General features: G+C 45.6%; 14 protein-coding genes. 1 reads left to right on the forward strand and 13 read right to left on the reverse strand.

Going from position 1 to position 13,802, the window contains the following annotated elements; all coding sequences use genetic code 11:
• Positions 1-2 precede the first annotated feature (2 nt).
• From EAE92_RS05255 to tssB, 13 genes are read right to left on the reverse strand one after another with little or no spacing between them, the layout of a single operon-like run.
• Positions 3-626 (reverse strand): DotU family type IV/VI secretion system protein, encoded by a 624-nt coding sequence (locus tag EAE92_RS05255; RefSeq protein WP_246545018.1) that lies wholly within the window; start codon positions 624-626, stop codon positions 3-5.
• Positions 623-2,020: a type VI secretion system baseplate subunit TssK gene (gene tssK / locus EAE92_RS05260; protein WP_214067301.1), complete on the reverse strand. Its 1,398-nt coding sequence runs from the start codon at positions 2,018-2,020 to the stop codon at positions 623-625. Before tssK ends, EAE92_RS05255 begins: the two co-directional genes overlap by 4 nt.
• A 3-nt stretch (positions 2,021-2,023) precedes the next feature.
• Positions 2,024-2,683, reverse strand: coding sequence for a type VI secretion lipoprotein TssJ (locus EAE92_RS05265; protein ID WP_214067302.1), 660 nt, complete (start codon positions 2,681-2,683; stop codon positions 2,024-2,026).
• 16 nt (positions 2,684-2,699) lie between these two features.
• Entirely contained in the window at positions 2,700-3,779 is a 1,080-nt protein-coding gene (gene tssA, locus EAE92_RS05270; protein WP_214067303.1) for a type VI secretion system protein TssA, read from the reverse strand.
• A 16-nt stretch (positions 3,780-3,795) separates the two neighbouring features.
• Positions 3,796-4,095, reverse strand: coding sequence for a PAAR domain-containing protein (locus tag EAE92_RS05275; protein WP_214067384.1), 300 nt, complete (start codon positions 4,093-4,095; stop codon positions 3,796-3,798).
• Entirely contained in the window at positions 4,095-4,691 is a 597-nt protein-coding gene (locus EAE92_RS05280) for a DUF6931 family protein (RefSeq protein ID WP_214067304.1), read from the reverse strand. Before EAE92_RS05280 ends, EAE92_RS05275 begins: the two co-directional genes overlap by 1 nt.
• A gap of 34 nt (positions 4,692-4,725) precedes the next feature.
• Complete coding sequence (locus EAE92_RS05285) at positions 4,726-6,732, reverse strand: type VI secretion system Vgr family protein (RefSeq protein WP_214067305.1); 2,007 nt, start codon at positions 6,730-6,732, stop codon at positions 4,726-4,728.
• A gap of 24 nt (positions 6,733-6,756) precedes the next feature.
• Complete coding sequence (gene tssG / locus EAE92_RS05290) at positions 6,757-7,713, reverse strand: type VI secretion system baseplate subunit TssG (protein ID WP_214067306.1); 957 nt, start codon at positions 7,711-7,713, stop codon at positions 6,757-6,759.
• Positions 7,704-9,515: a type VI secretion system baseplate subunit TssF gene (gene tssF / locus EAE92_RS05295; protein WP_214067307.1), complete on the reverse strand. Its 1,812-nt coding sequence runs from the start codon at positions 9,513-9,515 to the stop codon at positions 7,704-7,706. The genes tssG and tssF overlap by 10 nt, the downstream gene beginning before the upstream one ends.
• A 4-nt stretch (positions 9,516-9,519) precedes the next feature.
• A complete protein-coding gene (gene tssE, locus EAE92_RS05300) occupies positions 9,520-9,963 on the reverse strand; it encodes a type VI secretion system baseplate subunit TssE (protein ID WP_105398665.1) in 444 nt (147 codons plus the stop codon).
• A 51-nt stretch (positions 9,964-10,014) separates the two neighbouring features.
• Entirely contained in the window at positions 10,015-10,509 is a 495-nt protein-coding gene (locus EAE92_RS05305) for an Hcp family type VI secretion system effector (protein ID WP_214067308.1), read from the reverse strand.
• Between the two features lie 56 nt (positions 10,510-10,565).
• Positions 10,566-12,047: a type VI secretion system contractile sheath large subunit gene (gene tssC / locus EAE92_RS05310; RefSeq protein ID WP_214067385.1), complete on the reverse strand. Its 1,482-nt coding sequence runs from the start codon at positions 12,045-12,047 to the stop codon at positions 10,566-10,568.
• 7 nt (positions 12,048-12,054) lie between these two features.
• Positions 12,055-12,606, reverse strand: coding sequence for a type VI secretion system contractile sheath small subunit (gene tssB, locus EAE92_RS05315; protein ID WP_214067309.1), 552 nt, complete (start codon positions 12,604-12,606; stop codon positions 12,055-12,057).
• A 690-nt stretch (positions 12,607-13,296) separates the two neighbouring features.
• Here tssB and EAE92_RS05320 point away from each other — a divergent pair.
• The gene (locus tag EAE92_RS05320; RefSeq protein ID WP_036806027.1) at positions 13,297-13,551 is read left to right on the forward strand and encodes a hypothetical protein; all 255 of its coding nucleotides are present in this window, start codon (positions 13,297-13,299) and stop codon (positions 13,549-13,551) included.
• Positions 13,552-13,802: the final 251 nt, after the last annotated feature.

Genomic DNA, 13,802 nt, shown 5'->3' on the forward strand with positions numbered 1-13,802 from the left:
GTTTACCGGCCAATACTTAATAAATAGATGGTAATAAAAATATAAATTAATGTAAGAGATGACATTAATAATATTAATTTTCTGCGCCACTTATTATTGGAGTGCTTATTTTCTAATTTATTATCGCATCTATTCATTAATCGGTGATTTTCTAAAGCGAGATAACCACGCAAAGTATCAGGAAGATTATCTAATTCCTGCTGGGTAATATTGTGTAATTCCAGATTATCACGTTTGCCATAACGACCATAAAATCCAGCAAGCAGACAAAAAACATAGACCAATCGAACCTGATAATTATCCGGCACTAACGCGGCAAGGCGATCAAAAAACGTATTTCCGCCCAGTTCGGCATCATAAAGCTCTGCCTGTAACGATGATTGGCGCCAAATACTCAATTCTTTCTGACCTGCGCACAAAATGGCTTCGTCTGCCCAAACTACCACGGCGAAATTTGCCTCTTCGATATCTTGCTCCCCGTAACCTTGCAAACGCGCCCTATTCTGCGCTTGAGTCAACTCAGATAATAAGGTTTGTCGCAGTGTTTCCGCTTGATTCACCTGCTGCTGGATCATGCGTAATACGCAGGTGAATACCGGAATATAACAATCCAACAACTGCATCATGATGCTCTCACTATAACGATTTCTATTTGTAAATCGTCTGGCGCATCTGCCCAGTGCACCGCCACACGTTCACTATCTTCTACCTGCCGCCATAACGCACCACGGTTTTCTACCCGGAAATAGCGGGTATTTGTCCGGTTAGGTAAACCATGTGGCGCAATTTCCTGGTAGTACAGACGCACACCGGGCAAAGCACGGTTAATAATGTTGTCGATCTGTTCCGCCGCTGCCAGTTTAATCAGGCGATCGTCAGGAATTTCACGCTCACGCTGGCTAAAGCTGTCAGAACGCAGCACCAAATAGAGCCGTTGTTGTTCATTGATGCTGGTTCTATTGAAGGCGGCATGATAATAACCGTAGCTTTCTTGTTGCAGAGGGATCACGGTGTTTGGTTCCAGCACCAGTGCATTAAGCAAATCGGCAATTGTTCGTTCACAACTATCAAGAGTTAGCGCCAGATCCAGATGCTGATATTTTTCCAGTACTGTTTCCTGCCCGTTCCACTCGCCTAAAAAGGAGCAACGGTCGGTAAAACAGGCAAGTTCGCTGATCAGTTGGCGCAATAACCCAAAAATCTGTAAGGGATGAACATCTCTCGCTTCCTGAAAATGGCGCAATTGCACGACATAACGCGCCAGAGTCCGTAGTGTCAGCAATAATGTGCTTTTTTCTTGGGTATAAATTTCCCCTTCCAACGTTTGCGGGCGTTTCAACTCTTCCAATTGATGGACTCGCCCGGTTAACTCCTGACACAGTTGATCAATGCGCTGGCCCAGTTGCGGCACAGCATAGAGCGTTAAACATGGCGGTAGATAACGGTTATCCAGCACAATACCGTCACTGGTGCAATGCAGTTGGCCCACCGGTAATAATGTATAACCCGTTGCCTGAGCAATCTCATCGTGCAAGAAGAAACGTAAGTTATAGGTCAGTTGTTGCACTTCCGCTTCCGGGCCCTCGCCAAAGGCATCCCTCATACGCTGTTCTTGCGGCCATGTTACCCAACGGCTGGTGATATTACCGACACTGTTGGCGTCCGTGATACCGGTGACGTTACTCTGATTGTGACTGAACATACGCAAGCCAACATAGATGCGCTGCGGTTTGTCACGCACTAACCAGCAATCCCGTAATGATCGGGCACTGAGCACGCCATTGACATCACAATCCACGTAGCAACCATCGGGAAAAATGAACGCGGCGTGATGAACACTTAGCACTTCATCACTTAGTGCGGCCAGATTGAATGCGAGTTTCACCACACCAAAAGCATAAGGCTGAGTCAGTAACTGATAGCGCCCTTGCCAGTATTGTTGTTGCAATTCATGAGCCTGAAAGTGTTGCGGCTGTAAATACAAGCCTGAATACCAATACATCGGTTTATGTTCAAACATGGGTTACTTCCTCAACACATTTTCGTCACTGCCGGATTCTGCCGTTTGTCCGGGGAAAACTACCTCATCTCCCGTGTTACCTGCTGAGAAATCACTGCGGGTAATGGCGTAACGTCCTAGCGTCAGATTAATGCGCACGGGAACAAATTCAGCGCTCCAGGAACTATTCCACCAACCGTGTTGCTCAAGGCGCAGCGGCAGTGATAATACTCGCGTATGAGTACTATCCGGCGCTGGGTAGTAACCGGCGATTAATGCGATATAACGCGCCTGTTCCGCTCTATCGATATGTAAAGATACGGATTGTCCCGGTATCATCACGTAATTATCCAACTGTAATATTTGCTCTGTCGCACCAGTGCCGGCAAATAAATTGCGTAATAACACCGGATTAGCCAGTAATTTATCTAATTGTTCACGTTTCTCCGCTTGAGCAATTAATATTGTGCAACTGTTCGGCGTATTATTAAAAACATTCAGTTGCGGAACCGAGGTTATTTTTAACCGAATGGCATTGCTGGCATAAACCGGTTTGGCTTGTTCAATTGCCTGCAAGCGTTTTTCATCGTTGGAGATAGAATGACTGCAACCACTTATTAAAATAATTGCTGTCAATATTAAAAAATGGCGTTTAATGACGCTATAAAAATTTATGTTATTCATTTGGCTCTCTGTTTATTTATGGTCCTTTCATCACGCGCATAATTTCCTGTAGCGCGGAAGAGTTTTCTGACATCATTTCTTCCAGCCATTCGGCCATACCCATATTTGCCCAACGCGCTGCACGTTCAATTAAATAGGGCACCGGACTGGTAGGTTCATTTTGACGAAAGTAATTGGCGATATTGATCATTTGTCCTATGGCGATAGTGCGCATTTCATGGTGCGCCCGATCTTCTGTTAAAAAAGTCGTATTCATGCCGTTTGGCGCATCTCCCCCTGCCGCTACTGCTTCATTGCTATTGCTGGATTCCTGGCTTGAGCCTGGCGCCGCCATTTCACGAAATCGTTCGATTAAGGCCACCAGATCTTGCAATCGCTGAGTACTGGCGCTCATGCTGTTACCAGCGTCTGGCAACAGGCTCGCCATGATCTGTTGCAGTTCCGCCAACGTCTTACTGACCTGTCCAGTTTGCACCAGCAGTTGGTTAAATTGTTCGACTGGCGTAGTGCGAATACTGCCGTCACATTCAGCAATACCGAAATAACCATCACTGATCAAGGCGCTGCGTAATTCACTATTAACAGCAACCCGTTGTTCAAAATATTGCACTCGTTGCCAGACGCCCAGACTCAATTTGCTATCATCGGTCAATGTCAGATTGTCCAATTGTTTCACCAATTGTTTATCCAACCAGCTCAATCGTCCAAGACGGGCATCTGCACTGTTTGCCTCTGTATCATCCAGCGGCGGATAAAGTACCGGCCAAAAAGTTTCCAGTAGACGAGAAAGTAATGTGATACCGCCACTAATACCTTCCAGACCATACAGTTCCCCTTGTGCCTGGGTTAACCAGCAGGCTATCTGCAAGTCTTTACTCTGTTTTTCCAGTACTTCCTGGCACAACGCTGAAACCTTCATCCAATCAGCCTGACGGGTTTCATAACCCCATGCATCGTCCTGGAGAAAATCGTCGTCAGTTTCCCGCGCGGCGTTTATTTGCTCAAAAATAGGTTCGTATTCGATATCGCATCCCGCTGGTTTGTCAGCCGTAATGGGCTGTAAAAAACGCGCGATATCTGTCTGGGCTAAGTTCACGGTGACGACTTCCATTTCAAGCAATAATCACTAATGGATAACCGGTAGTAATTGTGCCGCCATGTGCGCACAGATCGCCGAGTCTGGCCGCAGGCCGTCCGCCAATCAATACCGTTGGACTGCCCATGACCACTGTATCCGGCGGCCCGACGCACACCAACATTGAACCCATTGTCGCCGCCGGCAATCCACCAATCAGCACTGTCGGTACACCTGGCGGCATAATCGGTCCGCCTACATGTGGCGCCGGCGGTATCGCAGGCGATACCATTGGACAAATATGCATATCACCCACACGGGCGGCTGGCATTGGCATCATTGCTCTCCTGATAATGTGGCTTCATGGTACAGATAGTTTTTGCGTCCCTGATCTTGTGACGGGGATAATTGCCTCAGTTGTCCGTGCGCTAGTTGAAAAAATTGCTCAACGTACCGCGTTTGTTGTTCCGGCTGTTCACTATAAAGGTGCAATATCAGGCACAACGTATCGGCTAATACCGTCGGTGACTGCCACGGTTGTGGATAGACCGCTTCCAGATCCGGCGTGGTCATGCTGCCTTCACTCCAAAAGACGGAAAGCACCAGACATGAGATTGGGTTATCGAACCCGACTGTTTGCGCCTGTTCGAACAGTTCATGACGCAAAGGATCGCCGCCATCAACCCGCCAGCGCCGCACCTGTTGCAATAACGACCGTTGTCCTTGCATCAGATCGCGTTCGTAAACGCAGGAGATAAATGTCAGTACCAGCTCAAGGGCTTGAGTGTAAGGCAACATAAAAATGGTGTAGTACACCGCGTCTTGCCACAACATTTCCTTATTGAGCGCCGATAGATTCTGTTCATGTGCCGCGTGTTGTTGTAGTGCCAATTCCGCCTGTGGCGAAAACTGGCAGTGTCGTAATTTAACCATGACTGCAAACTCTTATTGTTCGTTGATCCTGCTATTAACCAATCTTGGTCAAAGTTCCTTTCACCATAGCAATACCGGTCGCATCCACCTGAACAATGCCGCCTTTTAATTGTGCCATTGCACTGCCTTCTACTTTTACTGTGGTGCCGGTTAGCTCCGCCATGCCGCCGCTCTTCAACGCCAGTTTTCCCGATCCTTCTACTGTGACGGACGGCGCTTTGATGGTAATCCCGGACGGGGTAATCGATAATTTGCTGGCGCCGACTTTCAGTTCAATGCCCTGATTTGCCGTAATTGTGCATTGTTGACCTACATTGATTTTGGCGTTACCTCTGGATACCTCCAGCTCATAACTGCCGGCGCTGACGGTAGTGGTGAAATTGCCGCGATCCAAGGTCTGTTTCTTGTCGCCTTTTTTCACCTCAGTTAAGGCATTGCCTTCGCTCAGAATTAACGTGTCATTGCCCTTTTTAATTTGGGTATCGCGCTTTTCTTGGATTTCCCATAACACGTTGCGATCGATTTGCGCCGAAAAATCATTTTTCACTTTCAGGCGCATATCTTTTTGTGAGTGAAGCAAAATAAACTCTTCACCTTTCCTATCTTCGAAACATAATTGATGTCCTTGCTCCACTGTGCCTTTTGCACTGCTGCGCGTAGCGATACCACTTTGGGTTTTTTGTCCCGGTAGCGCGAATGGCGGCATTTTTACCCCGTTATAAACCGTTCCGGTTACTAGCGGGCTATCGGGGTCGCCATCAATAAAACTCACCAATACTTCGCTGCCCACACGTGGTACAAATTGTGCGCCAAACTTTGCGCCATTCCAGAACTGGCTGACACGTATCCAGCAGGAGCTGTCATCATCTTTTTTATGTTCTTTATCCCAGTGAAACTGGATTTTGATGCGCCCTTGTTGATCAGTGTGGATCTCTTCTGACTTCGGCCCCACCACCAGCGCGGACAATACGCCGGAAATGTAGGGGCGCGTAACAGAAGAACGCGGGCGAAACGCTTTATTCGCCGGGAATAAGGTCACTTGAGACGAAAACAGTAATTCGCCTTCCTCCAGGTTGTTCTCCGCTTTTAATCGCTGGTGGCCCACGGCATAACGGCCATCGGCACTGGTGTGACCTTTCAGGGTGAACTGATGCCCCACTTGTAAACCGGGATAACTGTTAGCGGCACGTGCATAATAAGACTGTGATTCCCATTGTTCCATGCACAGTGTTGCCTGTGCTTCCAGTTGATTACGCTCCTCCTGACGTCGATCATCATAGATAGAAAGCTTGGGATTGGTGGAATAGCCGCTGTTCGCTTTGGCGCTGGCACTGATTGCCACAGCACTTTTAACGTTATAACCATTCATTTCCGCGGTACCTGGAATCATTGTGCGATGAATCTGCCAGGCGCGTAGTCCATAGCCCTGTTGATCACCTATCTTCGATTGATATGGCAATACCGCTAAGGACGCGTTAATAAACGTCGAAGGGTGATCCGCCAATACCAGTACATGACGTCCCTCTTCATGGCGAAAGAAATAGAAAATCCCCGCTTGTTCCAGCTGACGTGTCACAAAGTCAAAATCTGATTCCTTGTATTGCATACAATATTCAAGCTTTGGATAACGGCTTTTTAACGCCAGTTCAACGTCGTTAAACCCACGTTTACGGAAGATATCACATACCATATCCGGCACACTGATGCGCTGATAGACGCGCAAATTATGGGTTAATGTCAGCATTTTTAGCCAGGGTTCAATACGTGCCTGATAACAAAACTGGCCGTCGCTAAAACCTTGTTGCTGCAATTCGGTCAATATGCCATGCACAATGCGATGATTCGGCGCTTCACCAAGACGGAATGCCAAAGGCTTGCCGATATGAGACTCCAGCTTATCCCAGTCTGCGTTGGAATAGAGCTGAGCAGAAAATGAATAAGGCCGCGACAGGCGCTCTTCACCCTCTATTTTGTTCAATGCCACAATATCTGACAGGCTACCGATAACCTGTAAAAAACGATTCTTTTGCCCTAACAGCATCTTTTTATTACCTGCGTTTTTTGTTTAACTTGCGTAAGGACCGGTACATTCAGCCAAATAGATACGCTGAATATTGTTCTCGCCGGTATTGCCCAAACAACCATCCCACCCCAATTGGCGGCTGCCATTTAGTACATTGCCTTGCCCACTATGCTGTACCAATAATTCCAGTGAAAAGGAGAGCATCGGTCCGGCAAATTGCCACACCCATTGTGTCAGTCTGCGATATTGTTCATTTCCCGGCATAAAGGCGGTGCGCTGCCGAGCGGCAAACGGTCCTAATTGAACATGAAATCCTGATTGAATATCCCAATAAACATGTCCCAACATCGGGTTATCGCCTAACAAACTACGACCTAAACAGCAACGATGAGCCTGTTCAGAATATTGCCAGCGCCCTTTAAAAGGCTGGATGTTGACCTCCATACCAAATTCTCGTTGCAACAGGTGTTGCAAATTCACCATTGAGCGGACCGGTGTTGCCAGCAATCCGACACAGGCGGGATGAGAGCGTTGTGTGGTGTCCGCCATCAACTGGCCGGCAACCGCTGGAATAACCGCCGGTAAAGCCCGATGGGTTTGTAACTCGGCATTGACATATAACCGGTATTTCTGCCATGCCTGAAAACGCAGGCTAAGCAAACGATGAGTAAAGATATCAATAAATGCCTGAGCTGATTCGTCGCCATAGCGGTAACGTCTGTCAATCAGCCATTCGGTATAGCGCAACGGTAATGCGCCAAGGGTTCCTAATAGGCCAAAGTGATGTACCGCCATGCGATATTGCTCGTACCCCTCTTGCGGTGGCAATAGAGACTCGATTTCCCTTTCCGGCGCATCCAATGTGAGTACAGAGCTAAATTGCACCACATCATCAGGGGCGATTGTTGTTTCTTCTCGTTGGCGACAACGTTTAAGCAGACGACGTACATTTTGATAAAAACGGCCGCCAGCTAAACGTATCTTATTTTCTAAAGCCATGTCAGTCTCCCACTGCGACGCGGCCAACGACGGGTACTGTTATTAACCGTCTCTAGCTGCGTTACGGTCTGCGTGAAGCTGTTAATCGGCGCGTACATGGCGATAAAACGTTCTAACAGGCTGCAAAACAGATAAAAATCCACAAATTCCCCCGCTTGTGCTTGAAATGTCAATGTCACTTCCAGCCCACGCGCTAGAGAATAGGGATCGGCGGAATTCAAGCGTGCACTCACCGGCGCGATAGCAACCTGCTGTAATTGTGCAATCAACCGCGATATGGCCGGATCACCAAGCAAATTGTAGAGTTCTAGCGTCTCTTTTAAGCACTGAACACCCTGCGGACCACTCAGTAGCATTTGGTTCAAATTGAGTTGCGATACCAACCGCCAGTTCAAGGCGCTATTGGGTTGTGGACGCACCGGCAAACGAGGACGGATCAGGCCCAGAATTTTTACGCCCGGAAGTGCGCTTTCTGATTCGAAATCCCCATCAGGATGACCGTTGTTCAACTGCCGCGGTATATCACGGTTAGTACAGGTCAGGCTCAGGATCACTACATCGGTTTCCGGTTTCAGATGTTCGCCGCCGCTATCAGAAAAACCGATGAACATATTCATCCCCAGATCGTTATGTCTCATTGAAGGGCGCGGCGTTGCCTGCCAAAATAACGGGAACTGTTCATCAGACTGCGTATGTTCAATACCAAATAATGACGGTACTGGTTTGGAACTTAATTGTTCCTGCTGACGGCTGACAATCTCGACCTGATCGATGGTATAGATTTCCATACTTTGTGGACGACGAGCATCCGGTTGAACCAGATATTCGTGTTCTGTTTCCAGTGGAATAATCGGTTCCGCCTGATGAGGAAACAGGTTGATTATCGGCACGCAATTCAGTCGGAAAGTTTCGTTGCTGACTTTATCGCTCATACGTTCAATCCGACGCGATGCGACACAATCTTTAAGCCGAAAACGGTATTGCAGCTCACCTAATGAACTGGTAATCACACCGGCATCCGGTAGCGGAATATCCAGGAATAAGAATTTTTCCGGGAAACTGAAATAATCACGAAACAGGTGATGAACCGGGTTTATCAATGAATCATCGGCGCATAAGTTATCTTGCGGATCGAAGCCCACCACCTGAACATCTCGGCTATTCAGGTTGAATGTACGCTCACCTAACCGACATTCCAGCTGCTTAACTTGCGCCGACAACAATTCATACAAACAATGGGTTAACACCGGTGCGCCATGTAAGTACAACCGGATATGTTGCGCCTGAAAGCTGGCGCCCGGCCACAGGGTAAAATTTAGCGTTAAGATAAAGTCCCGATCGTAAGGGTCTGGTATCAATGCTGCGTGAGTTAAATCCAATGGCAACATCTCGAGCGGGTATACCGTGCGGAAACGACAGGTCACATCACCTACCGGTTGAGAAATCAACGGGGTATGCCGCGCCACCGTCATCATTCCGGTCACGCCGGATGCTAATGGGTCTTGTTGGAACTGCACCAACGATACCGAGGGTACTTGACGTAGAAATTGTGGCGCCAGTACTTCCAACATAGCATTACTCAGCTCCGGCATATCTTCATCAATCCGCTGGTGGATTTTTGCCGTCAGAAACGCAAAAGATTCCACCAGACGTTCTACATGCGGATCTTCCGAAACACCTTCCGCGAACCCAAGACGTTTAGCAATTTTGGGAAAACGCTGAGAGAAAGCAGCGCCATATTGTCTTAAATAACTTAATTCCCGGTTGTAATAAGTCAGTATTTTTTGTGGTAATAACATCATGTTGTTATTTATCCCATGAAATTGAATAGGTATACGCGGTACTGTTCCATGAGATAGAAAACACCACTTGTTCGTTGAAGAAAATTCCACTCACCCAGAAAGTTATATTTTCTGGCGTATTTTTTTGTAATGTAATAACGACATTTTTTAAACGCGGTTCGAACCAGGAAATAGCCTGGTAAATATTATTGCTAAGTGCATCAATCCGTTCATCATCGGAAATATCCACATTAATGACATCGGAAACGCCATAATTTAAAACTGATTTCGGTAACTCACTAAACAAAGGGGAAATTTCAGAAATCGGTCTTGATGAAAATAACATATTCAAATCAGAAATTAGGCTTTGTACAACTTCCTGACGCGACCAGACCAGTGCGACACCCCGTTTTTCATCTTGTGGATAATCATCTTTCAGGCGATGGAGAAATGAAGGTTGAATCATCATATTTTTCCGGCTAGAAACTGCCGACCAAAGGTCGGCAGTAAACGGTAATTGTTACTGTTTTTTGTTCTCGATAAGATCCCAACCTTCCGGCCCCACCTTATCTCCTTTAGTTCCATCTTCTTTGAGTGGCGTAAATGTCCACTTAATTTTGGAATAGGCGATAGAAATCTGTTCTTGTGGGAATTCACCACCACGTGAACACGTTTCATGAACGTCAGAGATAATACATTCGTCCATTTCTACTTCCGCATAAGGATGCATTTCGCCTTTGAAAATCGTGCAAATTTCCAATTTCACTTTCTTAATCGCGGTACCTTGCGCCACAGCGGACAGCAAACCAATTGAACTGGAATCCATCACTTTCACACAGTCAATGGTACGGAAATCCGCGGCGCCAACGGTAATTTTACGTTTACCGCTGTCTGCGATACGCGCATGGTTGAACGCGCCAAAATTGACATGACTCAGCTCAATCCACTGTTTATGTTTGCTGTCGGTACTTTCACCTTTAATACCATCGATTTGTAAAAAGATTGAAGAACTCATAATTAACTACTCCAGTTAGTTGTAATAAATAGGATAAATATTAATAAATAGAAAAATTAGGCAGCCGATGACGGTGGTAAATCAGCAACCAACCGTAAAGACATACTTAATCCTTCTAATTGGAAATGCGGTCTTAAATAAGCCACAGCCCGATATGTTCCCGGTGAGCCGGGGACTTCAACGACATCAACTCTTGCCTCACGTAATGGGTGACTCGCTTTAATTTCCGCGCCAACGGTATCAGAGCCGACAATATATTGGTTGATCCAATTTTGCAGATAAGACTGACATTCCTCACGGGACATAAAACTACCCACTTTGTCACGCACAATCATTTTCAGATAATGTGCAAAACGAGAAGTTGTCATAATGTATTGCAATTGGGTTGATAATTTTGCGTTAGCGTTTGCCAGGTCAGAGTTATATTTCCTTGGTTTATTCGGTGACTGTACCGAGAAAAATGCGGCGTAGTCAGTTCCTTTATAATAAACCAGAGGAATGAACCCTAATTCTGCTAACTCTTTTTCACGGCGATCAGAAATAGCCACTTCAGTCGGGCATTGCAGCACATTTTCACCGGACACAGAGACATAATGATACGCAGGCAATGCTTCGACCAATCCGCCCCCTTCCACACCACGGATCGCCGCACACCAACCATACTGTTCAAATGCCGCCACCATACGACCTGCCAGTGCATAGGCGGCGTTAATCCACAGATAACTGCCGCTATCCCCTTCCTTCACCTGCTCTTCGAAGCAGAATTGCTCAACCGGGATGGTTTTTGCCCCATAAGGCAAACGACCAATCACTCGTGGTAAAGTCAAGCCGACATAACGGGAGTCATCAGATTCCCGGAAGCGTTTCCAACGCAGATAATCGGATGTTGCAAGCAGTTTGGATAAATCACGTGGACGTGGTAGTTCACTAAAATCATTCAGCCCTAACATGCCCGCGTTGACTGAACTGATAAACGGCGCATGGGCTGCCGCGGCCACATGAGAAATCTGTTCTAGCAAATAGAGATCTTCCGGGCTGTTATCAAAGTCAAAATCACCGACAAACGCGGAATAAGGTTCACCACCAAAGGTACCGTATTCATATTCATACACATTTTTAAACAGCATTGACTGATCGAAATCCGATGCCGATTTAAAATCTTTAATTAAATCGGTTTTCGTCGCGTTCAACATGCGGATTTGGGTATTATCCGTTTCGCTTTGGTCAAGTAATCCTTTAAGTCCCACCCAAGAGGATTCCAGACGCTGAAATTTCGGGTGGTGTAATACCAGACTCAGTTGAGCGGACATCAGCGCATCAATCGCTGCGATACGTTCGTCAATGCTGTTTACCAAATCGCCGGAAACCACCAGTGAACCTGAGGTGACTTCGGCCAAAAACTGGTCGAGCTGGCCTTTTACCCGATCACGATCTGCTTCCCGACGAATGGCTTGCGTGTTATCAATAATCTGATCAAGAAAATCACCATTTGTTTCCGTCGTTTTCAATTCTTGTTGTTCAACAACGCTCTGTTCCATACTGCCCTCACTGTGCATTGTTATTTTCCGGGATATTGCTATTTTCCGGGGTGACGTCATCTGCTCTATTTTCTGTGGCGGCGGTTTCCGCTTCTTCATTTACCTGCGGTAATTTATCCGCATGTTCAGCCAGAATTTCCGCCAGACGGTCACGCAATTTTTCATTGCTCAATGCACGGCCTTTCAAATCACTGAGTTTGCTGCGTACCTCTAATAAATGACGAAGCGGTTCTATCTGTTTCGCCAAATTCTCTGGGGTAAAATCAGCCATTGATTTAAATTGCAAATCGACATTCATAAATCCGCTCTGACCCGGCAGCGCGCTTTCAACCTGTAATTCCAATGAAGGCGACAAACCTTCCATCACCGCATTAAAATTATCTTTATCAACATGCATGAAACGACGTTCACGCATCGGAATAGATTGCTCAGCAAATTGCCCAACAACACCAATAACCAAAGGCAATTCTTTTTTCTCGACCGCGCCACCTAATTCAACATCATAAGTAATCTGAACTCGGGGCGGTCTGACTTTATCAAGCTTACGTTGAGTATTCATGGCACCTTTTACCTTTATATATGACAGGAAGTGCAAATTTATATTAGACCGCACCAAACCTGATTAAATAGCCGAATAAGATGAGAGATAGATGAAGAGATCAATTAACACTATTGATAGCAAGTTAATATGCTGTGACACATTTAATGATATTCAAAACCCACCGTATTTCGGCGGTGAATAAGTTCTCATGGATATTAATTTAATGCAATAGTGTCAGGGTGAAATATAATATATGTGATTTTATGTTATGTTGTAATTGATTGTATTTATTGTAAAAAATCAATAAAGAACATTGTGGTCAAAATGCATTTTCATACTTGTCTTATTTTTCATGCCACTGTTTTTAATAATCAAAATCTGACGAGTCAGAAAAATAGAAATATAGATGGAATTAGAGTTTGATTTAATTTGTGGTTAACTTTTTTATGGAAATAAAATACTTTTTGAGTTTTTATTGCATCAAAGCGCTGATTAAGAAACAGCGCTTTATTAATATTTGATTTTGTGTCTTTTTAGGCTAATTAAGTTTGTCGCTAATGAAATATCAACCTGATTTATATTAACCATTAACTTTAAGCAAACTCTTTGATTTTCAGGGATTATATGAGATGGTTATTATGGTACTGTATTTGGAACGGTTAATACTGAAGGTTCTGACACCGGCCATTGCCATTAGGAGAGTGAGAAATGAGTGAAACATCAACCTATCCATTGCGATTACCGAAATCTCTAAGAGAGGAAGTCACCAGAGTGGCAAAGCGTGATCGTACCAGCGTTAACCAGTTTATTGCTATCGCAGTTGCGGAAAAAATTTCTGCTCTGGAAACTGAGCAATTTTTTTCAGACCGTGCCAAAGCTGCTGATATAAAAGCATTCCGGGATATTCTATTCCGGACAGGTGGAGAAGCGCCTCGCACTGATGATGAACTTGTTCATCGATAACATACTGAACTGGAAAGTTACTTTTTCAGAACATAGGAACTGTATTCTTGTCCATCTGGTTTTCCAAAAATGATGACGATGCTCAATCCAAACTTCGAGCGTGTCTAGAAAGCAATAAAAGCTCATCTTACCTGATGAGCTTTTATTATCCGTGAAAATGATTTTGCTAGAGCCACGTGTCATGATGAACGATGATATTATTCATAACTAACCCCTACATCACTCGCATTCAGATTAATATCCTCAGTCAA

It is taken from the genome of Photorhabdus hainanensis, assembly GCF_018448965.1.
GTDB lineage: Bacteria > Pseudomonadota > Gammaproteobacteria > Enterobacterales > Enterobacteriaceae > Photorhabdus > Photorhabdus akhurstii.